Origin of the sequence: Streptomyces sp. NRRL S-340 (genome assembly GCF_000720185.1) — a bacterium.
Classification (GTDB): Bacteria; Actinomycetota; Actinomycetes; order Streptomycetales; family Streptomycetaceae; genus Streptomyces.
On sequence record NZ_JOIY01000062.1, the window covers coordinates 36,236 to 62,809 of the forward strand.

The 26,574-nt window shown below is 72.7% G+C and carries 25 protein-coding genes; 10 read left to right on the forward strand and 15 right to left on the reverse strand.

The genetic code is table 11. The features are described from left to right. Position 1: 1 nt before the first annotated feature. From hisF to hisD, 8 genes are read right to left on the reverse strand one after another with little or no spacing between them, the layout of a single operon-like run. Complete coding sequence (gene hisF / locus IG64_RS34305; RefSeq protein ID WP_037863618.1) at positions 2 to 757, reverse strand: imidazole glycerol phosphate synthase subunit HisF; 756 nt, start codon at positions 755 to 757, stop codon at positions 2 to 4. Then, positions 754 to 1,167 carry a RidA family protein gene (locus IG64_RS34310; RefSeq protein ID WP_037863621.1) on the reverse strand — a complete coding sequence of 138 codons (414 nt, stop codon included), beginning with the start codon at positions 1,165 to 1,167 and terminating at the stop codon, positions 754 to 756. The genes hisF and IG64_RS34310 overlap by 4 nt, the downstream gene beginning before the upstream one ends. Next, complete coding sequence (priA, locus tag IG64_RS34315) at positions 1,164 to 1,892, reverse strand: bifunctional 1-(5-phosphoribosyl)-5-((5-phosphoribosylamino)methylideneamino)imidazole-4-carboxamide isomerase/phosphoribosylanthranilate isomerase PriA (RefSeq protein WP_037863623.1); 729 nt, start codon at positions 1,890 to 1,892, stop codon at positions 1,164 to 1,166. The genes IG64_RS34310 and priA overlap by 4 nt, the downstream gene beginning before the upstream one ends. Then, positions 1,892 to 2,542, reverse strand: a complete 651-nt coding sequence (gene hisH / locus IG64_RS34320) for an imidazole glycerol phosphate synthase subunit HisH (RefSeq protein WP_037863625.1) — start codon at positions 2,540 to 2,542, stop codon at positions 1,892 to 1,894. The genes priA and hisH overlap by 1 nt, the downstream gene beginning before the upstream one ends. After that, on the reverse strand, positions 2,533 to 2,697 hold the full coding sequence (locus IG64_RS41755; RefSeq protein ID WP_037863634.1) for a hypothetical protein: 165 nt from the start codon (positions 2,695 to 2,697) through the stop codon (positions 2,533 to 2,535). The genes hisH and IG64_RS41755 overlap by 10 nt, the downstream gene beginning before the upstream one ends. Positions 2,698 to 2,702: 5 nt before the next feature. Then, positions 2,703 to 3,296, reverse strand: coding sequence for an imidazoleglycerol-phosphate dehydratase HisB (hisB, locus tag IG64_RS34330; protein ID WP_037863635.1), 594 nt, complete (start codon positions 3,294 to 3,296; stop codon positions 2,703 to 2,705). After that, a complete protein-coding gene (locus IG64_RS34335; RefSeq protein ID WP_037863638.1) occupies positions 3,293 to 4,411 on the reverse strand; it encodes a histidinol-phosphate transaminase in 1,119 nt (372 codons plus the stop codon). The genes hisB and IG64_RS34335 overlap by 4 nt, the downstream gene beginning before the upstream one ends. After that, the gene (gene hisD, locus IG64_RS34340; protein ID WP_037863641.1) at positions 4,408 to 5,733 is read right to left on the reverse strand and encodes a histidinol dehydrogenase; all 1,326 of its coding nucleotides are present in this window, start codon (positions 5,731 to 5,733) and stop codon (positions 4,408 to 4,410) included. The genes IG64_RS34335 and hisD overlap by 4 nt, the downstream gene beginning before the upstream one ends. A 203-nt stretch (positions 5,734 to 5,936) precedes the next feature. On the opposite strand from hisD, the gene IG64_RS34345 reads away from it, so the two are divergent. The 4 genes from IG64_RS34345 (at position 5,937) to ybaK (ending at position 10,237) form a co-directional block, all read left to right on the forward strand. Next, the gene (locus IG64_RS34345) at positions 5,937 to 7,514 is read left to right on the forward strand and encodes a hypothetical protein (RefSeq protein WP_037863643.1); all 1,578 of its coding nucleotides are present in this window, start codon (positions 5,937 to 5,939) and stop codon (positions 7,512 to 7,514) included. A 287-nt stretch (positions 7,515 to 7,801) separates the two neighbouring features. Further along, on the forward strand, positions 7,802 to 8,923 hold the full coding sequence (locus IG64_RS34350; protein ID WP_051813656.1) for a hypothetical protein: 1,122 nt from the start codon (positions 7,802 to 7,804) through the stop codon (positions 8,921 to 8,923). 11 nt (positions 8,924 to 8,934) lie between these two features. After that, entirely contained in the window at positions 8,935 to 9,672 is a 738-nt protein-coding gene (locus IG64_RS34355) for an LON peptidase substrate-binding domain-containing protein (protein ID WP_037863644.1), read from the forward strand. Between the two features lie 61 nt (positions 9,673 to 9,733). After that, positions 9,734 to 10,237, forward strand: coding sequence for a Cys-tRNA(Pro) deacylase (gene ybaK / locus IG64_RS34360; RefSeq protein ID WP_037863647.1), 504 nt, complete (start codon positions 9,734 to 9,736; stop codon positions 10,235 to 10,237). Between the two features lie 193 nt (positions 10,238 to 10,430). Here the strand turns inward: ybaK and IG64_RS34365 are convergent, their stop codons facing one another. The 4 genes from IG64_RS34365 to IG64_RS34380 form a co-directional block, all read right to left on the reverse strand. Next, positions 10,431 to 11,198, reverse strand: coding sequence for a hypothetical protein (locus tag IG64_RS34365; RefSeq protein WP_199811711.1), 768 nt, complete (start codon positions 11,196 to 11,198; stop codon positions 10,431 to 10,433). A gap of 34 nt (positions 11,199 to 11,232) precedes the next feature. Then, the gene (locus IG64_RS34370) at positions 11,233 to 12,060 is read right to left on the reverse strand and encodes an ABC transporter permease (RefSeq protein ID WP_037863651.1); all 828 of its coding nucleotides are present in this window, start codon (positions 12,058 to 12,060) and stop codon (positions 11,233 to 11,235) included. Positions 12,061 to 12,125: 65 nt separating this feature from the next. Next, on the reverse strand, positions 12,126 to 13,100 hold the full coding sequence (locus IG64_RS34375; protein ID WP_037863682.1) for an ABC transporter ATP-binding protein: 975 nt from the start codon (positions 13,098 to 13,100) through the stop codon (positions 12,126 to 12,128). A gap of 128 nt (positions 13,101 to 13,228) precedes the next feature. Continuing rightward, the gene (locus tag IG64_RS34380) at positions 13,229 to 14,452 is read right to left on the reverse strand and encodes an NYN domain-containing protein (RefSeq protein WP_037863654.1); all 1,224 of its coding nucleotides are present in this window, start codon (positions 14,450 to 14,452) and stop codon (positions 13,229 to 13,231) included. 236 nt (positions 14,453 to 14,688) lie between these two features. Here IG64_RS34380 and IG64_RS41760 point away from each other — a divergent pair, with 236 nt between their 5' ends. Further along, positions 14,689 to 14,862 (forward strand): hypothetical protein, encoded by a 174-nt coding sequence (locus IG64_RS41760; RefSeq protein WP_199811712.1) that lies wholly within the window; start codon positions 14,689 to 14,691, stop codon positions 14,860 to 14,862. 209 nt (positions 14,863 to 15,071) lie between these two features. Here the strand turns inward: IG64_RS41760 and dnaE are convergent, their stop codons facing one another. Continuing rightward, on the reverse strand, positions 15,072 to 18,611 hold the full coding sequence (gene dnaE, locus IG64_RS34385) for a DNA polymerase III subunit alpha (RefSeq protein WP_037863656.1): 3,540 nt from the start codon (positions 18,609 to 18,611) through the stop codon (positions 15,072 to 15,074). A 248-nt stretch (positions 18,612 to 18,859) separates the two neighbouring features. Here dnaE and IG64_RS34390 point away from each other — a divergent pair, with 248 nt between their 5' ends. From IG64_RS34390 to IG64_RS34405, 4 genes are all read left to right on the forward strand, one after another. Beyond that, positions 18,860 to 20,209, forward strand: coding sequence for a DUF2252 domain-containing protein (locus tag IG64_RS34390; RefSeq protein ID WP_037863657.1), 1,350 nt, complete (start codon positions 18,860 to 18,862; stop codon positions 20,207 to 20,209). A 69-nt stretch (positions 20,210 to 20,278) separates the two neighbouring features. Further along, complete coding sequence (locus IG64_RS34395) at positions 20,279 to 21,001, forward strand: hypothetical protein (protein ID WP_037863658.1); 723 nt, start codon at positions 20,279 to 20,281, stop codon at positions 20,999 to 21,001. 90 nt (positions 21,002 to 21,091) lie between these two features. Then, entirely contained in the window at positions 21,092 to 21,910 is an 819-nt protein-coding gene (locus IG64_RS34400) for a thioredoxin domain-containing protein (RefSeq protein ID WP_037863659.1), read from the forward strand. Between the two features lie 138 nt (positions 21,911 to 22,048). Beyond that, complete coding sequence (locus IG64_RS34405) at positions 22,049 to 23,734, forward strand: alkaline phosphatase D family protein (RefSeq protein ID WP_037863661.1); 1,686 nt, start codon at positions 22,049 to 22,051, stop codon at positions 23,732 to 23,734. A gap of 24 nt (positions 23,735 to 23,758) precedes the next feature. Here IG64_RS34405 and IG64_RS34410 read toward each other — a convergent pair whose 3' ends face one another. Continuing rightward, positions 23,759 to 24,331: a dienelactone hydrolase family protein gene (locus IG64_RS34410; RefSeq protein WP_037863662.1), complete on the reverse strand. Its 573-nt coding sequence runs from the start codon at positions 24,329 to 24,331 to the stop codon at positions 23,759 to 23,761. Between the two features lie 235 nt (positions 24,332 to 24,566). On the opposite strand from IG64_RS34410, the gene IG64_RS34415 reads away from it, so the two are divergent. Continuing rightward, positions 24,567 to 25,706: a mechanosensitive ion channel family protein gene (locus tag IG64_RS34415; RefSeq protein ID WP_037863663.1), complete on the forward strand. Its 1,140-nt coding sequence runs from the start codon at positions 24,567 to 24,569 to the stop codon at positions 25,704 to 25,706. A 19-nt stretch (positions 25,707 to 25,725) separates the two neighbouring features. On the opposite strand, the gene IG64_RS34420 is transcribed toward IG64_RS34415, so the two are convergent. Continuing rightward, positions 25,726 to 26,466 (reverse strand): SDR family NAD(P)-dependent oxidoreductase, encoded by a 741-nt coding sequence (locus IG64_RS34420; protein ID WP_037863665.1) that lies wholly within the window; start codon positions 26,464 to 26,466, stop codon positions 25,726 to 25,728. Positions 26,467 to 26,574: the final 108 nt, after the last annotated feature.

A 26,574-nucleotide genomic window follows, 5' to 3' on the forward strand; every position in this document is an offset into this window, starting at 1 on the left:
GTCAACGCACCGGGTGCCCGGCCTCCCGCAGCGTCTCCTTGACCTGGCCGATGCGCAGATCACCGAAGTGGAACACCGATGCCGCCAGGACGGCGTCCGCGCCCGCCGCGATCGCCGGCGGGAAGTCGGCGAGCCGCCCGGCACCGCCCGAAGCGATCACCGGGACGGTGACGTGCTTGCGGACGGCCGCGATCATCTCCAGGTCGTAGCCGTCCTTCGTGCCGTCCGCGTCCATGGAGTTCAGCAGGATCTCCCCCGCGCCCAGCTCGGCGGCCCGGTGCGCCCACTCCACCGCGTCGATGCCGGTGCCGCGGCGCCCGCCGTGGGTGGTCACCTCGAAGGACCCGGCCGCGGTGCGGCGCGCGTCGACCGACAGCACCAGCACCTGGCGGCCGAACCGCTCGGCGATCTCCCGGATGAGGTCCGGGCGGGCGATGGCGGCCGTGTTGACGCCCACCTTGTCGGCGCCCGCCCGCAGCAGCCGGTCCACGTCCTCGGCGGTGCGCACGCCGCCGCCGACCGTGAGCGGGATGAACACCTGCTCGGCGGTGCGGCGCACCACGTCGTACGTCGTCTCGCGGTCGCCCGAGGACGCGGTGATGTCCAGGAACGTCAGCTCGTCGGCGCCCTCGGCGTCGTACACCTTGGCCATCTCGACGGGGTCGCCCGCGTCGCGCAGGTTCTGGAAGTTGACGCCCTTGACGACCCGGCCGTTGTCCACGTCCAGGCAGGGGATCACTCGGACCGCCAGGGTCATGAATCGGGCTCCTTCGATGTTCCTCTGAATGCTTCGACTTCCACCGACACCAGGATGCGCGGGTCGACGAAGCCCTCCACGACGAGCAGGGTCGACGCCGGGCGCACCGGGCCGAACAGCTCCTTGTGGGCGCGGCCCACGTCGTCCACGTCCCGGGCATGGCTGAGATACATGCGCGTGAGGACCACGGACTCGGGGCCGAGCCCGAACTCGCCGATCGCCTCCAGTGCGCTGGTGAAGGCGACCTTCGCCTGTTCGTACGGGTCGCCCTCGCCGTAGAGCACGTCGCCCCGGAAGGCGGTGGTGCCCGCCACCAGGACGCGGTCCCCCGCCGCGACGGCCCGTGCGAATCCGAACGTCTCTTCCCAGGGAACTCCGCTCTGCACGCGCCGTACGGCATCGGACGTCATGACGACACTTCCTCCAGGGCCTCTTCGAGCGTGAACGCCTTCGCGTACAGGGCCTTCCCGACGATGGCGCCCTCGACACCGAGCGGCACCAGAGAGGCGAGCGCGCGCAGGTCGGCGAGCGAGGAGACGCCGCCGGAGGCGACCACCGGGCGGTCGGTCGCCGCGCAGACGTTCTTCAGCAGCTCCAGGTTGGGGCCCTGCAGGGTGCCGTCCTTGGCGATGTCGGTGACGACGTAGCGGGCGCAGCCCTCCTTGTCCAGGCGGGCCAGCGTCTCGTAGAGGTCGCCGCCGTCACGGGTCCAGCCGCGCCCGCGCAGGGTGGTGCCGCGTACGTCCAGGCCGACGGCGATCTTGTCGCCGTGCTCGGCGATGACCTTGGCGACCCACTCGGGGGTCTCCAGGGCGGCGGTGCCGAGGTTGACGCGGGTGCAGCCGGTGGCGAGGGCGGCGGCGAGGGTGTCGTCGTCGCGGATGCCGCCGGACAGTTCGACCTTGATGTCCATGGCGCGGGCCACCTCGGCGATCAGCTCGCGGTTGTCGCCGGTGCCGAAGGCGGCGTCGAGGTCGACCAGGTGCAGCCACTCGGCGCCGGAGCGCTGCCAGGAGAGGGCGGCCTCCAGCGGGGAGCCGTAGGAGGTCTCGGTCCCGGACTCGCCGTGGACGAGGCGGACGGCCTGGCCGTCGCGGACGTCGACGGCGGGCAGGAGTTCGAGCTTCGAAGCCATCACAGGGTTCCGATCCAGTTGTTCAGCAGCTGCGCTCCGGCGTCGCCGGACTTCTCGGGGTGGAACTGGGTGGCCCACAGGGCGCCGTTCTCCACGGCGGCCACGAACGGCTTGCCGTGGGTGGCCCAGGTGACCTTGGGGGCGTGCATCGCCGGGTTGTGCGCCTCCAGCTGCCAGTCCTGGACGGCGTAGGAGTGCACGAAGTAGAAGCGGGCGCCGGCGTCGAGGCCGGCGAACAGCTCGGAGCCGGCGGGTGCCTCGACGGTGTTCCAGCCCATGTGCGGGACGACGTCGGCCTCCAGCGGCGCGACCGTGCCGGGCCACTCGTCCAGGCCCTCGGCCTCGACGCCGTGCTCGATGCCGCGGGCGAAGAGGATCTGCATGCCCACGCAGATGCCCATGACCGGGCGCCCGCCGGACAGCCGGCGGTCGATGATCCAGTCGCCGCGGGCCTCCTTCAGGCCGCGCATGCAGGCGGCGAAGGCACCGACGCCGGGCACGAGCAGGCCGTCGGCGTTCATCGCCGCGTCGAAGTCACGGGTGATCTCGACCTCGGCGCCGGTGCGGGCGAGCGCCCGCTCGGCGGAGCGGACGTTGCCGAAGCCGTAGTCGAAGACGACGACCTTCTTGGCGGGACCGGTCAATTCCACACCTCCAGCCGCAGGACGCCGGTGAAGATGCACATCGCGGCGCCGATGGACAGCAGCACGATCAGGCTGGTGGGCATCTTCTGCTTGACGAAGGAGTAGACACCGCCGCCCAGGAAGAGGCCGAGGACGATCAGGATGGTGGAGAAACTGTTCATGGCGGTTACAGGGCGCCCTTCGTCGAGGGCAGGATGCCGGCCGCGCGCGGGTCGCGCTCGCTGGCGTAGCGCAGGGCGCGGGCCAGCGCCTTGAACTGGCACTCCACGATGTGGTGGGCGTTGCGCCCGTAGGGCACGTGCACGTGCAGGGCGACCTGGGCCTGGGCGACGAAGGACTCCAGGATGTGCCGGGTCATCGTGGTGTCGTACTCGCCGATCATCGGCGCCATGTTCTCGGGCTCGGTGTGCACGAGGTAGGGGCGGCCGGAGAGGTCGACGGTGACCTGGGCGAGGGACTCGTCCAGCGGGACCGTGCAGTTGCCGAAGCGGTAGATGCCCACCTTGTCGCCGAGGGCCTGCCGGAAGGCGGCGCCGAGCGCGAGGGCGGTGTCCTCGATGGTGTGGTGGGAGTCGATGTGCAGGTCGCCGTCGGTCTTCACGGTCAGGTCGAACAGCCCGTGCCGGCCGAGCTGGTCGAGCATGTGGTCGTAGAAGCCGACGCCGGTGGCGATGTCGGTCTTCCCGGTGCCGTCGAGGTCGATCTCGACCAGGACGGAGGTCTCCTTGGTGGTGCGCTCCACGCGCCCGACGCGGTTCATCCGCTCTGCTCCTGTTCCTTCTTGAGATCGCGCACCGCATCGAGGAACGCGTCGTTCTCCGCCGGGGTCCCGGCCGTCACCCGCAGCCGTCCCGGTACGCCGTTGTCCCGGACCAGGACGCCCCGGTCGAGGATCTTCCGCCAGGCGGTGTGGGAGTCGGCGAACCGCCCGAACTGGACGAAGTTGGCGTCCGACTCGGTGACGTCGTAGCCGAGCGCCCGCAGTTCGGCGACCAGCCGGTCGCGCTCGCCCTTCAGCTGCTCGACGTACTTCAGCAGCGTGTCGGTGTGCTCCAGCGCGGCCAGCGCGGTGACCTGGGTGATCGCCGAGAGGTGGTACGGCAGCCGGACCAGTTGCAGGGCGTCGACGACGGCCGGGTCCGCGGCCAGGTAGCCGAGGCGCAGCCCGGCGGCGCCGAACGCCTTGGACATGGTGCGGGAGACGACCAGGTGCGGCCGGCCCTCCAGGAGCCGCAGCAGCGAGCTGCCGTGGCTGAACTCCACGTACGCCTCGTCGACGACCACCATGGACGGCTTCGCCGCCTGCGCGGCGTCGTACAGCGCGACGACCGTCTCGGGCGCCACCGCGTTGCCGGTGGGGTTGTTGGGGGTGGTGACGAAGACGACGTCGGGCCGGTGCTCGGCGATCGCCCGCCGGGCGGCGGCGGGGTCGATGGTGAAGTCCTCGCGGCGCGGACCGGAGATCCAGCCGGTCCCGGTGCCGCGCGCGATGAGCGCGTGCATCGAGTACGACGGCTCGAAGCCGATCGCGGTGCGGCCGGGGCCGCCGAAGGCCTGCAGGAGCTGCTGGATGACCTCGTTGGAGCCGTTGGCCGCCCAGACGTTCTCGGTGGCCACCCGGTGGCCGCCGGTGCGGGTCAGGTACCGGGCGAGTTCGGTGCGCAGCTCGACCGCGTCCCGGTCCGGGTAGCGGTTCAGGCCGCGGGCCGCCTCGCGTACCCGCTCGGCGATCCGCTCGACGAGCGGCTCCGGCAGCGGGTAGGGGTTCTCGTTCGTGTTCAGCCGTACGGGGACGTCCAGCTGGGGGGCGCCGTAGGGGGACTTGCCGCGCAGCTCGTCCCGTACGGGAAGATCGTCGATCCTCACGTCGCTCACTTGCTCTCGGGTACCTTCCAGCCGAACCTGGCCTTGACCGCCGCGCCGTGCGCGGGCAGGTCCTCCGCCTCCGCCAGCGTCACCACGTGGTGGGCGACCTCGGCGAGGGCGTCGCGGGTGTAGTCGACGATGTGGATGCCGCGCAGGAAGGACTGCACGGACAGGCCCGAGGAGTGGCAGGCGCAGCCGCCGGTGGGCAGCACGTGGTTGGAGCCGGCCGCGTAGTCGCCGAGGGAGACGGGCGCCCAGGGGCCGATGAAGACCGCGCCGGCGTTGCGCACGCGGTCGGCGACGGCGGCGGCGTCGGCCGTCTGGATCTCCAGGTGCTCGGCGCCGTAGGCGTCGACCACCTTCAGGCCCTCCTCCAGGCCGTCGACCAGGACGATCGCGGACTGCCGGCCGGCGAGCGCCGGGCGGATGCGGTCCTCGATGTGCTTGGTGGCCGCGACCTGGGGCTCCAGTTCCTTCTCCACGGCGTCCGCGAGGTCGGTGGAGTCGGTGACCAGGACGGCGGCGGCCAGCGGGTCGTGCTCGGCCTGGCTGATCAGGTCGGAGGCGACGTGCACCGGGTCGGCGGTGGCGTCGGCGAGGACGGCGATCTCGGTCGGGCCCGCCTCGGCGTCGATGCCGATCCGGCCGGTGAAGTAGCGCTTGGCGGCGGCGACCCAGATGTTGCCGGGGCCGGTGACCATGTTCGCGGCCGGGCAGGACTCGGTGCCGTAGGCGAACATCGCGACGGCGGTGGCGCCGCCCGCGGCGTACACCTCGTCGACGCCGAGCAGGGCGCAGGCGGCGAGGATCGTGGGGTGCGGCAGGCCGCCGAAGTCCGCCTGGGCGGGCGAGGCGAGCGCGATCGACTCGACGCCGGCCTCCTGGGCGGGTACGGCGTTCATGATCACGGAGGACGGGTAGACCGAACGGCCGCCGGGCGCGTAGAGCCCGACACGCTGGACCGGGACCCACTTCTCGGTGACCGAGCCACCGGGGACGACCTGGGTGGTGTGCGTGGTGCGGCGCTGCTCGCGGTGGACGAGGCGGGCCCGGCGGATGGACTCCTCCAGGGCGGCGCGCACGGCCGGGTCCAGCTGCTCCAGGGCGTCCTTGATCGCCTGGGCCGGAACGCGTACCGATTCCAGTCGGACCCCGTCGAACTTCTCGGCGAAGTCGATCAGTGCCGCGTCGCCACGATGATGCACGGCCTCGCAGATCGGACGCACCTTCTCCAGGGCGGCCGTGACGTCGAAGTCGGCTCGGGGCAGCAGGTCACGCAGGGCGGGGCCCTCGGGGAGGGCGTCGCCGCGCAGATCGATTCGGGAGATCACGTCTCCAATTCTCTCAGACCGCGCTCGGGCACCGTCCGCCCGTATCAATGGCTGATACAGAACCCGGGAGCGCACGGTTCCGGCCTTCCGGCACAAGTCGGAAGATCAGCTTCACATTCCGCGTTCAGACCGTCACACAACGGGCATCACCGGTTGTACAAAACGACAGAACTGGCGAGTAGCTGGGAAAGAAGGGGAGAACCGTGACCGAGGGGACCGGCAGGCACGCCGGGGACCTGCCGGACGACCTGACCGATGTCGAGGCCGGGATGTGGCAGGCCTTCCGCGACGGCAGCGTGTACGACCTGCGCAGCGGGGACGCGGCGGTGGACGATCCGCACGGGCCGAGCCCCTGGGGGCCGGGGCGGAGCGTGCGCGCGCGGGTGGTCTGCTGGCTGCTGCTGGACGGGCCGCCCGCGCTCGCCGGGCGGGTGTCGTCCCTGAAGCTGACCGGGCTGCGGATCACGGGCACCCTGGACCTCGCCGGGGGCACGGTGGTCCCGTACGTGGAGCTGAAGGGCTGCCGCTTCGAGAACGACGTGCTGCTGCCGGAGGCCCGGTTCACGACCGTGCGCCTGGTGGACTGCGCGGTGCCGCGCCTGGAGGCCGCCCGGGTGCACACCGAGGGCGACCTGCACCTGCCCCGGTGCCGCTTCCTGGCGGGGGTGCGGCTCACCGACGCCCGGATCGGCACGGACCTGCTGCTCAACCAGGCCAACGTGCACCACGACCGCACGGGGCGCTCGATCGCCGCCGACGGGCTGACCGTCGGCCAGGACCTCCAGGCCGAGCTGCTGCGGGCGCACGGCGAGATCAGCCTGCGCAGCGCCAAGATCGGCGCCTCGCTGAGCCTGCGCGGCGCGAAGGTCACCAGCCCGTACACGCGCTTCGCGCTGAACGCGCCCCAGCTGACCGTCGGCCGCACGCTCTACCTGACCCCGGCCGCCCTCGGCTCGCCGCTGCTGAGCGGGGTGACCCCCGCGCGCGGGACGCGGATCCAGCCCTTCGAGTGCCAGGGCGGGCTGCGGCTGGACGACGGGCGCTTCGGGGAGGCGGTCGACCTGGAAGGGGCCCGGTTCGCCTTCACCGACGAGCAGGCGCTGACCCTGCGCCGGGTGCAGGCACCGGAACTGCGTTTCCTCGGCGAGCGTCCGCCGCGCGGCCAGGTGGTGCTCTCCGGTGCGCGGATCGCCACCCTCGTCGACCGGGCGGCGGGCTGGCCGGGGCCCGGCTGTCTGCACATGGGCGGCTTCGTCTACGAGAACCTGGTGCCGCGCGGCCCGTTCCCGCTGGCCGAGCGCCTGGACTGGGTGGCGGCGGCGACCGCCGAGTTCAATCCGGAGCCGTACGAGCGGCTGGCCGCGGTGCTGCGCGAGGCCGGTGAGGACGAGGACGCGCGCGAGGTGCTGCTCGCCAAGCACCGCCGCCGCCGCGAGACCCTGCCGCCCGCGGCCAAGCTGTGGGGGTACGTGCAGGACGGGGCCGTCGCCTACGGGTACCGGCCGGGCCGGGCGGCGGTGTGGATGGCGGTGCTGTGGGCGGCCGGCTCGCTCGCCTTCGCGCACGCCGGCCGCCCCGAGCCCGGCCCCGGCGCCCACCAGCAGTGGAACCCCGCCCTGTACGCCCTCGACCTGCTGCTGCCGGTCGTCGACTTCGGGCAGGCCAGCCAGTGGCAGCTGGACGGTCCCTGGCAGTGGGTCGCGGCGGCGATGGTGCTGCTGGGCTGGACCCTGGCCACCACCGTGGCGGCGGGCGCGACCCGCATGCTCCGCCGCAGCTGAGGCCGGCGGCACGGCCGCGCCTGCGGGGGCGGAACCGGCACGACAGAGCCGGCACGGCGGCACCCCGGGGCCGGCGCGGCGGCACCCCGGGGCCGGCGCGGCGGACGGATCGCGCGCGACGGACGGGTGGCGCCGGACACGCGTGCCGGGCGGGTCGCGGCGGACACACGTGCCGCGTCCGAACAATTGTTGAACAGTCACCTTTTTACTGGACCTTGACCGGTTGCCGTACAACTTTCTCCCGCTTGCCCCGGCCCTCTGGCGCCGCTTCGACCTGCGGACTTTCAATGGTCGACACCATGGCTCCGCTGCCCCCCTTCATCCGCTCCACCCGGATGGCCAGAACCCCGGTCGGCGCCGTCGCGCGCCCCCTGCCCGGGCTGCCCGCCGACGACGAGGTGCTCCTCGACGCGCCCGACGACCGGCTGGGCCCGGCCCTGGTCGCCGCCGCCGGGGACGACTGGGAGCCCGCCGCACGGCTCCTCGCCGGCACCCGGCAACGGGCCGAGTGGGAGGACCGCGACCGGTACGCGCACCGCCTGGCCGCGTTCGCGCGCTCCCGCGGCGCATGGCTGGACGCCTGGCGCGCCGCCGCTCCCGACGACCCGGACGTGCTGCTGCTCACCGCCCAGCTCGCCGTGGACCGCGCCTGGCCCTCCCCGGCCAGGGCCGAACTGCTGCGCGAGGTCAGCCCCCTCATCACGGCCGCCGCCCGCGCCGACGACCGCGACCCGGTGCCCTGGCGCGTCGCGCTGGACCACGCCCGCGGCAGCCGCGCCGGGCACCGCTACTTCGAGGAGCTGTGGGAGGCCGCGGTGCGCCGCGCCCCGCACCACCACGGCTGCCACGTGGCCGCCCTGCGGTACCTGGCCGGCTCCTGCCGCGTCCCGGCGCAGGACACGCACGGCCCGCGCGCCCCGCACACCCCGGGCGCCCGGCACGACTCGCTGCGCGCCTGCTTCGACTTCGCCGACCGGGCGGCCCAGGACGCCCCCGCGGACGCCCTCGTGCAGGGCCTGCCCGTGCGGGCCGCCTTCGCCTGCCTGACCGGGGACGGGTCCGGGGTGGAGCGGGCCGGGGTGGCACGGTCCCGGCTGGACGCCGCCGCCGACCGGGCGATGGCGCTGTCCGCCCGGTGCCCGGCGGCGACCCCCCGGTACGCGGAGCTGCGCAACCTGCTGACGTACGTCCTGGTCCGGCTGGACCGCCACCGGGACGCGCTGGCCCAGTTGCGGCTGATCGGCCCGTACGCCACCTCCTACCCCTGGGACCGGATGTCCGACGACCCGCTCGGGCTGTTCCTGGAACTGCGCGCCGACGTCCGCTCCGTACGGCTCGGCCCCGTCCCGGGCGCCCCTGACTCCGGCGAAACCGGGCGCGGCCGACGTGCCGGGACGCGCGGCCATTAGGCTTTTGCGCCGTGACCACCGTCCGGCTCCCGCTCTTTCCCCTGAACTCGGTGCTCTTCCCGGGACTGGTGCTGCCTCTGAACGTGTTCGAGGAGCGCTACCGCGCCATGCTGCGCGCCCTGCTGAAGACCCCCGAGGACGAACCGCGCCGGTTCGCCGTCGTGGCGATCCGTGACGGCCACGAGGTGGCCCCGACCGCTCCGGGCCTGCCCGACCCGACCGCGCTGCCCGAACTCGGCCCGGCGGCCGGCTTCGGCCCCGACCCCGTCCGGGCCTTCCACGGGGTGGGCTGCGTGGCGGACGCGGCGACGATACGGGAGCGGGCCGACGGGACCTTCGAGGTGCTGGCGACCGGCACCACCCGGGTGCGGCTGCTGTCGGTGGACGCCTCCGGGCCGTTCCTCACCGCGGAGCTGGAGGAGCTGCCCGAGGAACCGGGCGACGAGGCGGGCCCGCTGGCCCAGGGGGTGCTGCGGTCCTTCCGGCAGTACCAGAAGCGGCTGGCCGGCGCGCGGGAGCGGTCGCTGACCGGCGCGGAACTGCCGGACGAGCCGAGCGTGGTGTCGTACCTGGTGGCCGCCGCGATGGTGCTGGACACCCCGACGAAGCAGCGGCTGCTCCAGGCGCCGGACACCTCCTCGCGGCTGCGCGACGAGCTGCGGCTGCTGCGCTCGGAGACGGCGATCATCCGCAGCCTGCCCTCGTTGCCGTCCCCGGACCTGACACGGGGGCCCACCAGCTTCAACTGAGGTGGCGCGGGGCGGACGAACGGGCAGGCGAACGACGAGCGCAGGGAGAGATCGGGGCCGCATGGCGAAGAAGACGAAGAAGCAGCAGCAGTCCGGGGGGACCCCCGCCACGGTGGCCCTGACCGCGGCGGGCGTGCGCCACGCCGTCCACTCCTACGAGCACGACCCGGCCCATCCCTCCTACGGCGAGGAGGCGGCCGAGGCGATGGGCGTCTCGCCGGACCGGGTGTTCAAGACGCTGGTCGCGGACGTCGACGGCGCCCTGACGGTGGCCGTCGTGCCGGTGGCGGGCTCCCTCGACCTGAAGGCCCTGGCGTCGGCGGTCGGCGGCAAGCGCGCGGCGATGGCGGACCCCGCCCTGGCCGAACGCACCACGGGTTACGTCCGCGGCGGCATCAGCCCGCTGGGCCAGCGCAAGAAGCTCCCCACCGTCCTGGACGCCTCGGCGACGGCCCATGCCACGATCTGCGTCTCGGCGGGCCGCAGAGGCCTGGAGGTCGAACTCTCCCCCGCCGACCTGGCCCGCCTGACCAGCGCGGTACTGGCCCCCATCGGCCGAGCCTGACGCCCTGGGACCGCTTCCCCCCCTTCCCGCGCTCCCGGGGCGGCGCTGGCGAGCGGCGGGCCCCGGGCGGTACCCCTGCGAGCGGCGGGCCCCCGGCCCGGGCCCCGGCCGGCGCAGGCCGCCTAGCGCCCGGCGCGCTTCGGCGGACCGGCGCCACGGGGCCGGCCCGGGCCCGTGGGCCCCGGCCGTTCGGTCACGCCGGTGAGGGGCCCTCGTGGGACTCCTGGGTGTACGGGTCCGGGTCGCGGGGCCCGAAGAGGGCCGTCACCGCCAGGTGGACCACCAGGGCGGCCAGCGGCCACGCCAGCAGCGCACCCTTGGCGCCCAGCCGGAGGGGGGCGGGGAAGGTCTTGCCCTCGCCCACGGACCTGGCGTGCGCGACGACGTCCTGCTGGGGGCCGAGCCACACGCCGAGCCGCCAGGCCAGCAGCGAGCCGAGGAGCGCGCCCGCGCACAGGGCCACCACCAGGGGCACTCCCCCGCGCCGGCGCAGCAGGAAGACGACCGCCGCGCTCAGCACCCCGAAGCCGACGGCCAGCAGCGTGAACGTTCCGTCGACGCCGATCGCCTGCTCGCCCTCGGTGTCCTTCAGGTAGACGACCCAGCTGTTCCCGGTGACGTTCCCGACCAGGGGCACCCGCGGCGCCAGCCACAGCCACAGGAGCCCCAGCAGGACACCGCCGAGCGCCACGGCCACCGTGACCACGGCGGCCTCCCGGAGTTCGGTCCTCATCCCGGGGCCGTCCTGTCCGTACACCGAACCCTCCGTCCCACCGCCGCCGACGGGTGCCTGCCCGGGCTGCCCCGGGGCGCTCCCGGCGGGCGGCTGCGCCGGGGGCTGCGCGGACCCGGCGGGCCGGGCGGACCCGGACGCCTGGGCGGGCTCGGACGACTGGGCGGGCTCGGACGACTGGGCGGGCCGCCGGTTCGGCGGCGTAGGGGGAGTCAACGGAGCGGTCACCCTGTCATCGTGCCAGGTGACTGCACCGGCCGCGTCACCGGACGGCCGCCCGGCGGTAGGCCCAGGTGGCCACGGCCAGCGAGACGACCCCGACCCCGGCGCAGACCGCCATGTCGATCCCCACCCAGGCCCAGTCGGGACGGCCCGCGAAGCTGCGTGCGTAGGCCTCCACGCCGTAGGTCGAGGGCAGCAGGTCGCGCGCGAGGCGGATGACCTCCGGCATCCGTTCGGGCGGCAGCACCCCCAGGAGCAGCGCGGCCGACATGCCCAACTGGCCCAGCAGCGTGGCGATTTCCGGCCGGGGGGCGAGCAGCCCGCAGGCGGCGCCCAGTCCGGAGAGGGCCGCGCCCGCGAGCGGGATCACCGCCACGAGCACCCACAGGTTGCCCAGCGGCAGCCCGAACAGCACGCAGCCGAAGACCGCGGTCACGAGTGTTCCGGGCACCGTGAAGGAGGCGTACGCCGCCGCCGCGCCCAGCACCACGGCCGCCGGCGGCACGGGCAGCGTCGCGTAGTGGTCGAGCCCGCCGCTGGACCGCAGCTGGCCGAAGTACTGCGCGAGCAGGTTGAGCGCGACGTAGGCGACGACGACGACCGACGCGCCGGCCACCACGGACTCGGCCTCGCCGCCGCCGCTGACCACGCCCCGCATCATGATCATGATGCCGACGGACTGGAAGGTCGCCACGAACAGCAGGGGGATGCGCGCCACCCGCGCCCGGGACAGCTGGGCCCGGTACACGGCCGCCAGGGACGGCCACAGCCGCGCCCGCGGCCCGAGTGCGGCGACCGCCGGCCGTGCGGGGCCGGTGTCCTGCGCGGCCGTCGCGCCGGCCAGCACGTCGGCGGGTACGACACTCACGTCGAACTGCTCCTCTGCTCCACTGCCTGCCCCAGGCCCTGTCCACGGCGTAGTCCGGGCACCGCTCACGCCTTCACCAGCCCCTGCCGGGCGGCGCCGCCCAGCGCCAGGTACACGTCCTCCAGGCTGGGCGTGGTGAGGGTGAAGTCGTCCAGGGCGGCGAAGGCGGCTCCGCCGGTGACCGTGGCGACGACGGCGCGGGCCTCCTCCGGGGCGAGCCGCAGCGTCCAGCGCCGCCCGGACCGGGCGGCCCGCTCCTGGAGCGCGGCGACCTCCGGGACGTCCAGGGGCGCGCGCTCGCGCCACACCAGCTCGACCCGGACCTCGCCGGAGACCCGCTCCTTGAGGCCGGCCGGGGTGTCGCAGGCGATGACCCGCCCCCGGTCGAGGACGGCGACCCGGTCGAGGACGGTCTCGGCCTCGATGACGTTGTGGGTGACCAGCAGGACGGTGGTGCCGTGCTCGGCACGGCGCCGGTCCACGGCGGACCACACGGCCCGCCGCGCCACCGGGTCCATGCCGGTGGTGGGCTCGTCGAGCACGAGCAGCGGGCGCTCGCCGACCAGCGCGGCGGCGAAGCAGGCCAGCCGGCGCTGGCCGCCGGAGAGCTTCTTCAGCGGGCGTCCGGCGATCGGCGCGAGGCCGAGTTCGTCGAGGACGGCGTCGCGCTCGGCCCGGGCCGAACGCACGTCGAGGCCGCGCAGCCGGCCGGTGGTCTCGGCGGCGAGCGAGACGGTCAGCTCGTCCAGGGCGCTGGACTCCTGCCCGAGGTAGGCGAGGAGGCGGGCGGCCCGCTCGGGGTGGGCCACGATGTCGTGGCCGAGGATCTCGACGGTGCCGCGGTCGGGGCGCATCAGTCCGGTGAGCTGCCGCACCAGGGTGGACTTCCCGGCGCCGTTCGGGCCGAGCAGTCCGAAGATCTCACCGCGCCCGACGTCCAGCTCCACCTCGTCGGTGGCCCGCACCTCGGGGGTGCCGGGCGTGCCGCGCCGGCCGCGGGCGGCGGGATAGGTCTTGGTCAGTCCGCGCACCGCGCACACGACGTCGTCGGTGTGCCGAAGTCCCGGTGCCGTGCGCTCACTCACAAGGGACGAGAGTACGGGGTCCGCGGCCTTTACTCGTCCTTGGGGCGACCTCTCCCCGTTCCTCCGGGGTTCCCGGGCCGGGGTCAGTCGCCCGCCGGGGCGTGCCCGGCCGCCGTGCGGACGTCGATCTCCCGCCAGAACCCGGCCCGGATCGCGTACCGGTCGTGCTCGTCGATCTGGTCGTCCTTGTGCGCGAGCAGCCCGAACCGGGCGGCGTAGCGCAGCAGCTCCCCGTCGATGCGGTGCGGCACGCGGGGGTACATCGACGACAGTTTCTGCAGGTGGGACTGGTCACCGAGGCGTTCCATCCAGCGCCTGGCGAACACCTGTCCGACCTCGTACGGGTCACCGCCGACGGTCGTGATGTCCTCCTCGCGGTCCGCCCAGCGCTGCTCGGCCGTGGTGAGCTGGGCGAGGGTCGGCATGGAGGCGGCGTCGGGCGGCTCGGCGGCCACGCCGGGCCGGTCCACCCAGCCCTTGTCCGAGGACCAGCGCAGGGTGGCGGTGGCCGGCTGCCGGTCGGCCGGCTGGGCGCCGGGGGCGCGCAGGGCGGCGAGGTCCTTGGGGGTGGGGACGCCCTTGGCGGTGACCGGCAGCCGCTCCTCGGTGCCGCTGCGCGCCCCGGCGGCCACGGTGTGCCGAGGCTCCTCGGCGGGGCGCTCCCGGGTGGCGGACAGGCCGGACTCGGGCAGCGGCGCGGAGAGGATCGCCGCGATCTCGGGGCGGGGCGCGGGGGGCGGGGCGCAGACGCCGCCGAGTTCCTTGGCGCGGACGGCCTTCGTGATCCAGGTGCGGTCCAGGACGCGGCGCTCGTCGGCCTCGGCGACCAGGTCCTCGGACTGGTTGTAGTCGCCGTCGGCGGCCTGCACGGCCCACAGGTGGACGGCGACGCCGTGCTCCTTGGCGGCCATCATGCCGGGCAGCAGATCGCCGTCGCCGGTGACGAGGACGACATCGGAGCAGGCGCGGTTGCGGGCCAGTTCGGTCAGTTCGGCGTGCATCGCGGCGTCCACGCCCTTCTGCGCCCAGCGTCCGTCGCTGCGGGTGAGCGCGCCGAGCCGGACGGTGACCCGGGGCATCACGCGCAGCCTGCGGTGCTCGGGCTGGGGCACGCGGTCGGGGGCGCCGTCGAACCAGTAGATGCGCAGCAGCGGCCGCTCGGTCTCGGACTCGGCCTGTTCGCGCAGCCCCTGGATGAGCGCGGTGTGGTCGACGGTGATCCGGGACCGTGACGGCTCGCCGGCGAGGAGGCTCGCGGCGGCCCCCAGCAGGTACCCGGCGTCCACCAGGACGATGCAGCGGTCCACGCGATCCACCCTCTTTCCGGGGAGGTTGCTCAGGGAGGTGCTTCGGGCTTCTTTCGAGTCTGCCCGACGGCGCCGGGGTTAACGGCCCGAACTCGATCTTCGGCGTGGCGTTTCGGGAGTCCGTGGTCCGATGAGCCTTGTTACATACGGTAATTATCCGACATGCGTTCATTGTCGGCGTATGTGAATCTGGTCGCGGCCCTGGCCCCGAGATCCCCCACAGGAGGTTGATCACCATGGCCAAGAACCGCAAGCAGGACCGCAGCCGGCAGAAGGCGACCGTGGCCGCGAACGGCCCGCGCGAGACGGAGCACTCCGTGTCGGAACCGCAGCCCGAGCACCACGGGCCGCAGCTCAGTCCCACGGACGTGGCCCGCAAGGGCCGGCAGAAGCGCTTCGGCCACAACTGAGGCCGCGGCGAGGGCCGTCGAGCCGGCCACGGCACCTTCGAGGGGCGTACCCGATGCGCACGGGGACGCCCCTCTCCCTTTTCTGAGACCCGGTTCGCCCCCGGCGCGCCCGAGCCGGCGCCGGGAGCACGACCGCGCAGGCCCGACGGGTCGAGCGCGGTCGTGCTCCCGACGCCGGCGCGTCCCTTCGGCTCACTCGCCGTGGCTGGTCAGCCCGCCAGGCAGGACGGGCCGAGCAGCACCTTGAGGTCACCGAAGAGGGCGGGGTCGGGCTTGACCCGGTGCCGATCCAGGCGCAGCACCGTCGTCCTGGACGGGCCCTGGAGCTTGATCCGGACCTCGCTGTCGCCCTTGTGGTGGGTGAGGATCTCGCCGAGGCGGCTGACCATGGGCGGGGTGACGCGGGTGGCCGGGATGGTGAGGACCACGGGCGCGTTGGTGCCCGCGTTCGACAGGTCGGGGACCTGGAGTTCCATGGCGACCAGGCGCGGCACGTCCTCCCGCTTGTCGAGGCGTCCCTTGACGAACACCACGGCGTCCTCGACGAGTTGGGTGGACACCAGCTGGTAGGTGGCGGGGAAGAACATGCACTCGATGGAGCCGGCCAGGTCCTCGACGGTGGCGATCGCCCAGGCGTTGCCCTGCTTGGTCATCTTGCGCTGGAGGCCGGAGATGATGCCGCCGATGGTGACGACCGCGCCGTCGGCGTGCTCGCCGCCGGTCAGCTGGGCGATGCCCGCGTCGGCCTTGTCGGAGAGCACGTGCTCCAGGCCGAAGAGCGGGTGGTCGGAGACGTAGAGACCGAGCATCTCGCGTTCCTGGGCGAGCAGGTAGGTCTTGTCCCACTCCTCGGTGGTGAACTCCACGTCGAGGCCGAAGCCGGGCTCGCTGCTGGACTCCTCGCCCATCCCGCCGAAGAGGTCGAACTGGCCCTCGGCCTCCTTGCGCTTGACCGCGACCACGTTGTCGATCATCGGCTCGTACTGCGCGGTGAGGCCCTTGCGGGTGTGCCCCATGGTGTCGAAGGCGCCGGCCTTGATCAGCGACTCGGTGGTGCGCTTGTTGCAGACGACGGCCTCGACCTTGTCGAGGTAGTCGGGGAAGGAGGAGTACTTCCCCTTGGCCTTGCGGCTCCTGATGATCGACTCGACGACGTTCGTGCCGACGTTGCGGACGGCGGAGAGGCCGAAGAGGATCACGTCGTCGCCCTGGGCGGCGAAGTTCGCCTCCGACTCGTTGACGTTGGGCGGGAGCACCTTGATGCCCATGCGGCGGCACTCGTTGAGGTAGACCGCCGACTTGTCCTTGTCGTCCTTGACGGAGGTCAGCAGCGCCGCCATGTACTCGGCGGGGTGGTTGGCCTTCAGGTAGGCGGTCCAGTAGGACACCAGGCCGTACGCCGCCGAGTGCGCCTTGTTGAACGCGTAGCCGGCGAACGGGACCAGGACGTCCCACAGGGCCTGGATGGCCTCGTCGCTGTAGCCGTTCTTCTTCGCGCCGGCCTGGAAGATGGTGAAGTTCTTCGCCAGCTCGTCGGGCTTCTTCTTGCCCATCACGCGGCGCAGGATGTCGGCCTCGCCGAGCGAGTAGCCGGCGATGATCTGGGCGGCCTTCTGCACCTGCTCCTGGTAGACGATCAGGCCGTAGGTGACGTCCAGGACCTCCTTCAGGGGCTCTTCCAGCTCCTTGTGGATCGGGGTGATCTCCTGGAGGCCGTTCTTGCGCAGCGCGTAGTTGGTGTGCGAGTCCATGCCCATGGGGCCCGGCCGGTACAGCGCGGAGACGGCGGAGATGTCCTCGAAGTTGTCGGGCTTCATCAGGCGCAGCAGGGAGCGCATGGGGCCGCCGTCGAACTGGAAGACGCCGAGGGTGTCGCCGCGCTGGAGGAGGTCGAAGGTGGTCGGGTCGTCCAGCGGGAGGCTCAGGAGATCGATGTCGATCCCCTTGTTGGACTTCACCATCTTGACGGCGTCGTCCATGATCGTCAGGTTGCGCAGGCCGAGGAAGTCCATCTTCAGCAGGCCGAGCGACTCGCAGCTCGGGTAGTCCCACTGGGTGATGGTCACGCCGTCGGTGTGCCGGACCCAGACGGGGACGTGCTCGGTGATGGTCTCGCTGGACATGATCACGCCGGCGGCGTGCACGCCCATCTGCCGCACCAGGCCCTCGACGCCCTTGGCGGTGTCGATGACCTTCTTCACGTCCGGCTCGTTCTCGTACATCGAGCGGACCTCGCCGGCCTCCGAGTAGCGGGGGTGCGAGGGGTCGGTGATGCCGTTGAGGTCGATGCCCTTGCCGAGGACGTCGGCGGGCATCGCCTTGGTGATGCGGTCGCCCATCGCGTACGGGTAGCCCAGCACGCGCGCGGAGTCCTTGATCGCGTTCTTCGCCTTGATCTTGCCGTACGTGCCGATCATGGCGACCTTGTCGGCGCCGTACTTCTCCGTGACGTACCTGATCACCTCGACGCGCCTGCGCTCGTCGAAGTCGATGTCGACGTCGGGCATGGAGACGCGCTCGGGGTTGAGGAACCGCTCGAAGATCAGGCCGTGCGGGATCGGGTCGAGGTCGGTGATGCCCATGGCGTAGGCGACGATCGAGCCGGCCGCCGAGCCACGGCCGGGGCCGACCGCGATGCCGTTGTTCTTGGCCCACATGATGAAGTCGGCGACGACGAGGAAGTAGCCCGGGAACCCCATCTGGATGATGACGTCCATCTCGTACTCGACCTGCTTCTGGCGGTCCTCGGGGATGCCGCCGGGGAAGCGGCGCTCCATGCCGCGCCGGACCTCCTCCTTGAACCAGGTGACCTCGGTGTAGCCCTCGGGGATGTCGAACTTGGGCATGAGGTCGCGCTTCTCGAACATGCCCGTGGTGTCGACCATCTCCGCGACCAGGAGCGTGTTGGCGCAGCCCTCCTGCCAGGCGTCCGAGGAGTCGATGGCGTACATCTCGTCCGTGGACTTCAGGTAGTAGCCGGTGCCGTCGAACTTGAAGCGGTCGGGGTCGGAGAGGTTCTTGCCGGTCTGGATGCACAGCAGGGCGTCGTGGGCGCCGGCCTCGTGCGCGTACGTGTAGTGCGAGTCGTTGGTGACCAGCGGGGGGATGCCGAGCTTCTTGCCGATGTCCAGCAGGCCGTCGCGGACCCGGTGCTCGATGTCGATGCCGTGGTCCATCAGCTCCAGGAAGTAGCGGTCCTTGCCGAAGATGTCCTGGTAGTCGGCGGCGGCCTTCAGCGCCTCGTCGTACTGGCCGAGCCGCAGCCGGGTCTGCACCTCGCCCGAGGGGCAGCCGGTGGAGGCGACGATGCCCTTGGACCACTGGGCGATGGTCTCCTTGTCCATGCGGGGCCACTTCTGCAGCCAGCCCTCGGCATAGGCGTCGGAGGAGAGGCGGAAGAGATTGTGCAGGCCCTCCCGGTCCACCGCCCACATCGTCTTGTGGGTGTAACCGCCGGAACCGGAGACGTCGTCCCGCTTCTGGTGCGGCTGGCCCCAGCGGATCTTGCGCTTGTTGCGCCGGGACTCGGGGGCGACGTAGGCCTCGATGCCGATGATCGGGGTGACCCCGGCCTTCTTCGCGGAGTGGAAGAAGTCGTACGCGCCGTGCAGGTTGCCGTGGTCGGACATGGCGATGTGCGTCATGCCCATCTCGTTGCACGCGTCGAACATGTCCTTCAGCCGCGCGGCACCGTCCAGCATCGAGTACTGGGTGTGGACGTGCAGGTGCGTGAACGGCGGCTTCGACACGGTGCGGCCTCCTGGGGAACGGATCGGCGACGGGCTGCGGACGGTCTGGGGGTCAGCGTCGAAGTCTATGCCCCGGCACCGACACCCGGCGGCCCGCCGGGTGTACCTTCACCGGGATCCGTGACACTGCCGGGGTCCGTGACGCCGGACACGAGAACCGGGCACTCGGCCGTGACGTCGGACGTTGGTGGAAGGGGAGATCCGTCCCCTCATGTCACGCACCACCCCGTACCAGGAGGCACCCCGCGATGTCGGTCCCCCAGCTCAGCGACGAGCAGCGCGGCGAGGAGATCCTCTCCGTCTTCGACACCGCCTTCGGCGAGCTGCTGGCGGCCGACCCGGCCGCGTTCCGCGTGAAGTTCCGGAAGATGGCGTCCTCCGCCTTCGCGTTCTACCGGGGCACGGCGTGCCTCTTCTACCACGACCTGGCCCGGGGGAAGGCGGGGCCGGACGGCGCGCGGACGGCCGGCGGCCCCTACCTGGACGAGCGCACCTCGCGCGTGTGGATCCACGGTGACCTGCACGCGGAGAACTTCGGCACCTACATGGATTCGAACGGCCGTCTGGTCTTCAACGTCAACGACTTCGACGAGGCCTACGTCGGCCCCTTCACCTGGGACGTCAAGCGCTTCGCCGCCTCCATCGCCCTGGTGGGGTACGCGAAGGCGCTCAGCGACCGGCAGATCACGGAACTGGTCACCGTCTACGCGAGCGCCTACCGCGAGCGGATCCACGCCCTGGCCACCGGCGCCAAGAGCGACGAGGTGCCGCCCTTCACCCTGGACACCGCCGAGGGCCCGCTGCTGGACGCGCTGCGCGACGCCCGCTCGCTCACCCGGTTCTCCCTGCTGGAGTCGATGACCGAGATCCGCGACTTCGAGCGCCGCTTCGCGCCCGGCGGCGGCTCCATCGAGCTGGACGCCGCCACCCGCTACAAGGTGCTCGCCGCCTTCGACGGCTACCTGGAGACGCTCCCGGAGTCGTCGCTGGCCCGCCCGGACTCCTACCGGGTGAAGGACGTCGTGGGCCGCCGGGGCATCGGGATCGGCTCGGCCGGACTGCCCTCCTACAACATCCTGCTGGAGGGCAACAGCGACGCCCTGGAGAACGACGTCGTGATCTACATCAAGCAGGCCCAGACCCCGGCCGTCTCGCGGCACGTCACGGACCGGGCGATCCGGGACTACTTCCAGCACGAGGGCCACCGCACGGTGATCTCCCAGCGCGCCCTGCAGGCGCACGCCGACCCGTGGCTGGGCTGGACCGAGCTGGACGGCGCGGGCCAGCTGGTGGCGGAGGTCTCGCCGTACGCCGTCGACCTGGACTGGGACGACATCGACGACCCGGAGGAGATCGCGCAGGTCGTCGCCGACCTCGGCCGGGCCACGGCCACCATGCACGCGGCGGCCGACGACCAGTCCGGCGAGTCCCTGGTGCCGTTCTCCACCGAGCGGGCGATCGACGCGGCGATCGCCGCCGACGAGGAGGGCTTCGCCCCGCTCCTCGTCGACTTCGCGCACGCCTACGGGGCACGCGCGCGCGGGGACCACCAGATCTTCGTCGACCTGTTCCGCAACGGCCGGATCCCGGGTCTGTGACGGGAAGGCCGCTCACAGGGACCCTTTAGGAGCCCCTTACCGGCGGACGTGCCACACTCTCCTTCTGCTATGGACATATCCGGGACCCGACTCAGAGCCGTGCGCGCGGCGCTGTTCACGGCGGTGGTCGTGACGCTCAGCACCGCGTCGCACGTCCTGCTGTCCCGGGTCCCGCTGCCGCTGAACACGGTGGCCTCGGTCGCGGGCGCCGTGTTCGTGCTCGCCTACGCCCTGGCCGGCCGCGAGCGCGGCTTCGGGCGGATCGCCGCCCTGCTGATCCCGCTGGAGCTGGCGGCCGACACCGTCTTCACCACCGGCCAGCACGTCTGCTACGGCGCAGCAGGCGGCCCGCTCGCCGGCCCGCTGCGCTCGGTCGGCTGGGACGTCCTGTGCGGCAACGGCACGCACGTCGGCACCCCGCTGGCCCGGATGACCGGCACCGGCACCGACCGGCTCGCGATGCTGCTCTCCCACGCCGACCCGGCGACCGCCTGGCTGCTGCTCGGCGCGCACGTCGGCGTGGGACTCCTCGCCGCCGGCTGGCTGCACCGCGGCGAGCGGGCGCTGGCCCAGCTGCTGCGCGCGGTGGCCGCCACCACCTTCCGGCCCCTGCTGATCGCGGTCGCGGTGACCGAGGTCGGCCGCGGTCCCGCGGCGCACCGGCCCACGCGCCCCGCGCCGCACCGCACCGCCCTGCGCACCCGCCTGCTCGTGCACTCCCTGGGACGACGCGGACCACCGCGCCCGACCGCCCCGGCCCACCGCCCCGCCCCCGCCCTCGCCCTGGGCTGAGCGGCGACGGCCGGTCCGGGCCGCCCGGTCCCCCACCACGTCATACGCATCCCGCGCACGAAGCTGCGCGTCCCACAGGAGAACACCACCATGAGCAAGCGGAACAGCCAGTCGGCGAAGACGGCGGCCCGGGAGCGGCTGCGCGCAGAGCGCGAGCGCGAGGCCAAGCGCGCCAAGGCCAAGCGGCAGATCACCGTCGCCGCCTCCGTCGTCGTCGTGCTGGCGGCGGCCGGCGGCATCGGCTACGCCGTCGTCCAGGCCAACAAGCCCGGCCACTGGGACGCGGTGAAGGACGACAAGGTCGTCGCGCCGGCCAACACCTCGGGCACCGACGGCACGACCGTGATCCTCGGCAAGTCCACCGCCGCCAAGACCCTCAAGGTCTACGAGGACCCGCGCTGCCCGGTCTGCGCCCAGTTCGAGCAGACCGTCGGCTCGACCCTGAAGAAGGACCTCGACGACGGCAAGTTCAAGATGCAGTTCATCTCCGGCACCTTCCTCGACGACCACGACCAGGGCGAGGGCTCCAAGAACGCGCTGAGCGCCCTGGGCGCCGCGCTCAACGTCAGCCCGGAGGCGTTCCTGGAGTACAAGACCGCGCTCTACTCCGCCAAGTGGCACCCGGACGAGAACGACGACAAGTTCAAGGACGACAGCTACCTGCTGAAGATCGCGGACACCGTCTCGGCGCTCAAGGGCAACGCCAAGTTCCAGACGGCGGTGAAGAACGGCACGTACGACCCCTGGGCCATGGCGATGTCGAAGACCTTCGACGACAACAAGGACAAGGTGTCCGGCACCCCGAGCCTGGTCATGGACGGCAAGAAGCTCACCTCGCCCGGCTCGGACAACGCGCCCATGACCGTGCAGGACTTCACCTCGGTGATCGGCGCCGCGCTGAAGGGCTGATCCGGGCGGCCCGGATCCGCGCGGCTCCCCTCGATCCGCGCCGGCCGGGCCGGTTCACGCCAACCCCTGCCGAAGAGCGGGCGAACTTTTGCCGGTTCGCCCGCTCCCCGCGTGTACTCGCCAGTAATCTGATCGGCCGTGACCAGCCGACACAGATCGTCCGCCCCCGTCCCGGCGCCACCGCGCCCCGACGGCCCCCCGCTCGCACCCCGCCGCCGCACGGTCGTCAAGGCCGCCGCGGCCACCGCCGTCCTGGCCGCGCCGCTCGCCGCCGCGCTGCCGGCGCGCGCCGCCACCGCGGCGCCCGCCTTCCTGCACGGCGTGGCCTCCGGCGACCCGCTGCCCGACGGCATCCTGCTGTGGACCAGGGTGACCCCGGTCCCCGAGGCCGTACCGGGCTCCGGGGAGGGGCCCGACACCGAGGTGAGCTGGGTGGTGGCCCTCGACAAGGCGTTCAGCGCCGTCGTCGCCCGGGGCTCCACCACCGCGACCGCCGCCTGCGACCACACCGTCAAGGCCGACATCCGGGGCCTGCGGCCGGCCACCGACTACTGGTTCCGCTTCTCGGCCGGCGGCACCGACTCCCCGGTGGCCCGCACCCGGACCGCGCCCGCCCACGACGCCGCCGTCTCCTCACTGCGCTTCGGCGTGGTCTCCTGCGCCAACTGGGAGGCCGGCCGCTTCGCGGCCTACCGCCACCTCGCCGACCGCGGCGACCTCGACGCCTGGCTGCACCTCGGCGACTACATCTACGAGTACGGGTCGGGCGAGTACGCGGCCCGGGGCACGGTCGTACGCCCGCACGAACCGGCGCACGAGATCATCACCCTCGCCGACTACCGCGCCCGGCACGCCCGGTACAAGACCGACCCCGATCTCCAGGCGCTGCACCACAAGGCGCCCGTCATCGCGATCTGGGACGACCACGAGTTCGCCGACAACGCCTGGTCCGGCGGCGCGGTCAACCACACCGAGGGGGCCGAGGGCGCCTGGAGCGACCGCCAGGCCGCGGCCAAGCAGGCCTACTTCGAGTGGATGCCGGTGCGCCCGGCCGTCGCGGGCACCACCTACCGCCGGCTGCGCTTCGGCCGGCTCGCCGACCTGTCCCTGCTGGACCTGCGCTCCTTCCGCTCCCAGCAGGCGTCCACCGGCAGCGGCTCGGTCGACGACCCGGACCGTACGATCACCGGCCGCGCCCAACTGGACTGGCTCAAGGCGGGCCTGGCCGCGTCCGACACCACCTGGCGGCTGGTCGGCAACTCGGTGATGATCTCCCCCTTCGTCGTCGGCTCGCTCTCCGCCGACCTGCTGAAGCCGCTGGCGAAGCTCCTGGGCCTGCCGCAGGAGGGCCTGGCCGTCAACACCGACCAGTGGGACGGCTACACCGACGACCGCCGCGAACTGCTGGGCCACCTGCGCGCCCACGCCGTGCGCAACACCGTCTTCCTGACCGGGGACATCCACATGGCGTGGGCGAACGACGTACCGGTGGACGCCGGGACGTACCCGCTGTCGCCCTCGGCCGCCACCGAGTTCGTGGTCACCTCGCTGACCTCGGACAACCTCGACGACATGGTCAAGGTCCCCGAGGGCACCGTCTCCGCGGTCGCCGCGCCGGTGATCCGGGCCGCCAACCGGCACGTCCACTGGGTCGACACCGACCGCCACGGCTACGGCGTCCTGGACATCACCGCCGAGCGCGCGCAGATGGACTACTACGTCGTCTCCGACCGCACGAGCGCGAACGCCACCTCGGCCTGGGCGCGTTCGTACCGCACGCGCAGCGGCACGCAGCGGATCGAACGGACCTACGACCCCGTCTAGACGTCGGCCGTCACGGCGCGGGACTCACCCGAGGCTGTCGAGGAAGCCGAGCGCCACCCGCCAGGTGGCCTCGGCGGCCTGGGCGTCGTGGTCCGGCAGGTCGGGGTCGGTGTAGAGGTGGCCGGCCCCGGCGTACCGGTAGATCTCCACGTCGGCGCCGGTGCGGCCCATCTGCAGGTACCAGGCGCTCAGCCAGTCGTCCGTCTCGAACGGATCGGGTTCGGCCACGTGCAGTTGGACCGGCAGCCCGTCGGCCTGGACACCCGGGGCGATGTCGGACGTGCCGTGCAGGAGCAGCAGGCCGCGCGCCTTGTCGTCGCCGAGGGCGAGGGTCTGGGCGATGGAGGCGCCGAGCGAGAACCCGGCGTAGACCAGGCCGCGCTCCGAGTAGGGGGCCGCCGCCAGCACGGCCCGCCTGAGCAGCTCGTCCTTGCCGATCTCGTCCTTGAACGCCATGCCGTCCTCGACCGAGTCGAACGTACGGCCCTCGAAGAGATCGGGCGTCCACACCTCGTGCCCGGCGGCCCGCAGCCGGTCCGCGGCCTGCCGCACCGCGGGTCTGAGGCCATGGGTCGAATGGAAGAGCATGATGTTCATGAGGCCATGGTGCCAGCCGGGTACGACAACGCCCGCGCGCACCCGCCCGGATACGCGCGCCCGTGCACCCCTGCACGGACCCGGTGCCCGGGCCCGCCCGGGACGCGGGCGTCCGCGCGTGGACGCCCCGGATGTGAACGTCCTGCGTGGGCCTCGCCACACGGACCCGGCCCTACCCAGGAACCGCCGCAAGACACATGTTCGTGTCCGGCCACCGCCGGTTACGTTCGCAGGCATGGAGAACGCACTCCGCCCGCTCATCGTGATCGGCGGCTCGGTCGTCCTCACCCTGGTCATCGGCTGGGCCACCGACCTGCTGCTGCGCAAGGCCGACGGACGGCACCACGAGACGCCGCTGTGGGGCCTGCTGCGCCGCGCCCGCGTGCCCTACCAACTCGTCCTGTGCTCCGCCCTGCTCAGAGGCTCCTACGACCGGGCCGAAATCCTCGACGAGCACCGGGACGGCATCGGCCGGGCGCTGACCCTGGTGCTGATCGGGTCCGCGGCCTGGCTCGCCGTGCGCATCGCGGCGGCCGTCGTCGAGACCTCGTACGCGCGCTACGCCAGCGCACGCGCGCACCGGGACCCCGCCCGGGTACGGCGGGTGCGCACCCAGGTCGAGCTGATCATGCGTGTTGTCACCGCGATCGTCATCGTGGTGGCCGCAGCGTCGATGCTGCTGACCTTCCCGGCGATGCGCGCGGCCGGTGCCTCGCTGCTGGCCTCGGCCGGCATCCTCGGCATCGTCGCCGGTGTCGCCGCGCAGTCCACCCTGTCCAACATGTTCGCCGGGCTGCAGATCGCCTTCGGCGACATGGTGCGCATCGGCGACACCGTCGTCGTGAACGGCGAGTGGGGCACGGTCGAGGAGATCACCCTGACCTTCCTGACCGTGCGGACCTGGGACGAGCGCCGGATCACCATGCCGGTCTCGCACTTCACGTCCAACCCGTTCGAGAACTGGTCGCGCGGCACCCCGCAGATGACCGGCACCGTCTTCTGGCACCTCGACCACTCGGCGCCGCTGGAGGCGATGCGCGAGAAGCTGCGCGACATCCTGCGCGCCTGCCCGGCCTGGGACGGCCGCGCCTACAACCTGCAGATCACCGACACGACCCCGAACACCATCCTGGTGCGGGCGCTGATGACCGCGAAGGACTCCGACGACATCTGGACGGTGCGGGTCGCGGTGCGCGAGGAGATGCTCCGCTGGCTGTGCGAGGAACACCCCTACGCGCTGCCCCGCGTCAACACGGCCGAGGCGGAGCCGCCGCGGGGCCGGGCGGGCGGCAGGGGCGCGGTGGGCGGCGGGGCGGTGCGGCCCGCCCCGCCCTCCCTGCCCTCCCTGGACAAGTCCCGTACGGGCCGCGGCTGACGGTTCGTCCGCCGGTGGCTCAGCGGCCGCGTTCCGCGCCTCCGTTGACCTGGATGATCTGCGAGGTGACGTGGGCGGCGGCCGGGGAGGCCAGCCAGTGCAGGGTGGCGGCGACGTCGCCGGGGGTGCCGGGGCGGCCCGTGGAGGTCTCGGCGACCAGCTGCGCGCGGCGGGGCTCGTCCATCGCGTCGCCGAAGAACTCGGTGTCCTCGATGTAGCCGGGCGCGACGACGTTGACCGTGATGCCGTGCGGCCCCAACTGCCGGGCCAGATCGTGGGCGTAGGGGTGCAGGGCGGCCTTGGAGGCGGCGTAGGCGCCGGTGCCCGAGCCCCGGTAGGCGGCGATGGAGCTGAGGAACAGCACGCGTCCGCCGGGCTCGGCGAGCCGGTGCCGGAGCGCTTCGGTGAGCAGTACGGCGGTCAGTGTGTTGAGCCGGAAGTTGACCGCCCACTGGTCGGCGACCCGGTCGAGCGGATCGTCGCGCTCCACCGCCGGTTCGAGCAGCCCGGTGCCGCCCGCGCTGTGCACGAGCACGTCCACGGCGCCCATCTCGTCGGCCACGAAGCGGGCCACCCGCCGTACGCCGTCCACGTCGCCGAGGTCGGCGGCGCAGACGAGTGCCCCGGGCACCGCCGCCTTGCGCAGGACCTCCTCCCGCCGCCCGAGCAGCAGGACCTGGTCCCCTCCCGCCGCGAACATCCGTGCGGTGGCCAGTCCGATCCCGGTACCGCCACCGCTGATCACCACGTTGCGTGTCATGCTCCCGAGCCTAGATGAATGAGTCCGATGTCGGTGCTGGTCGCGACGATGGCGAAGGGCGCCCGTTGGTCAGTGTGTGAAGACAAACCTGGACGCCCTTCTGGCGGC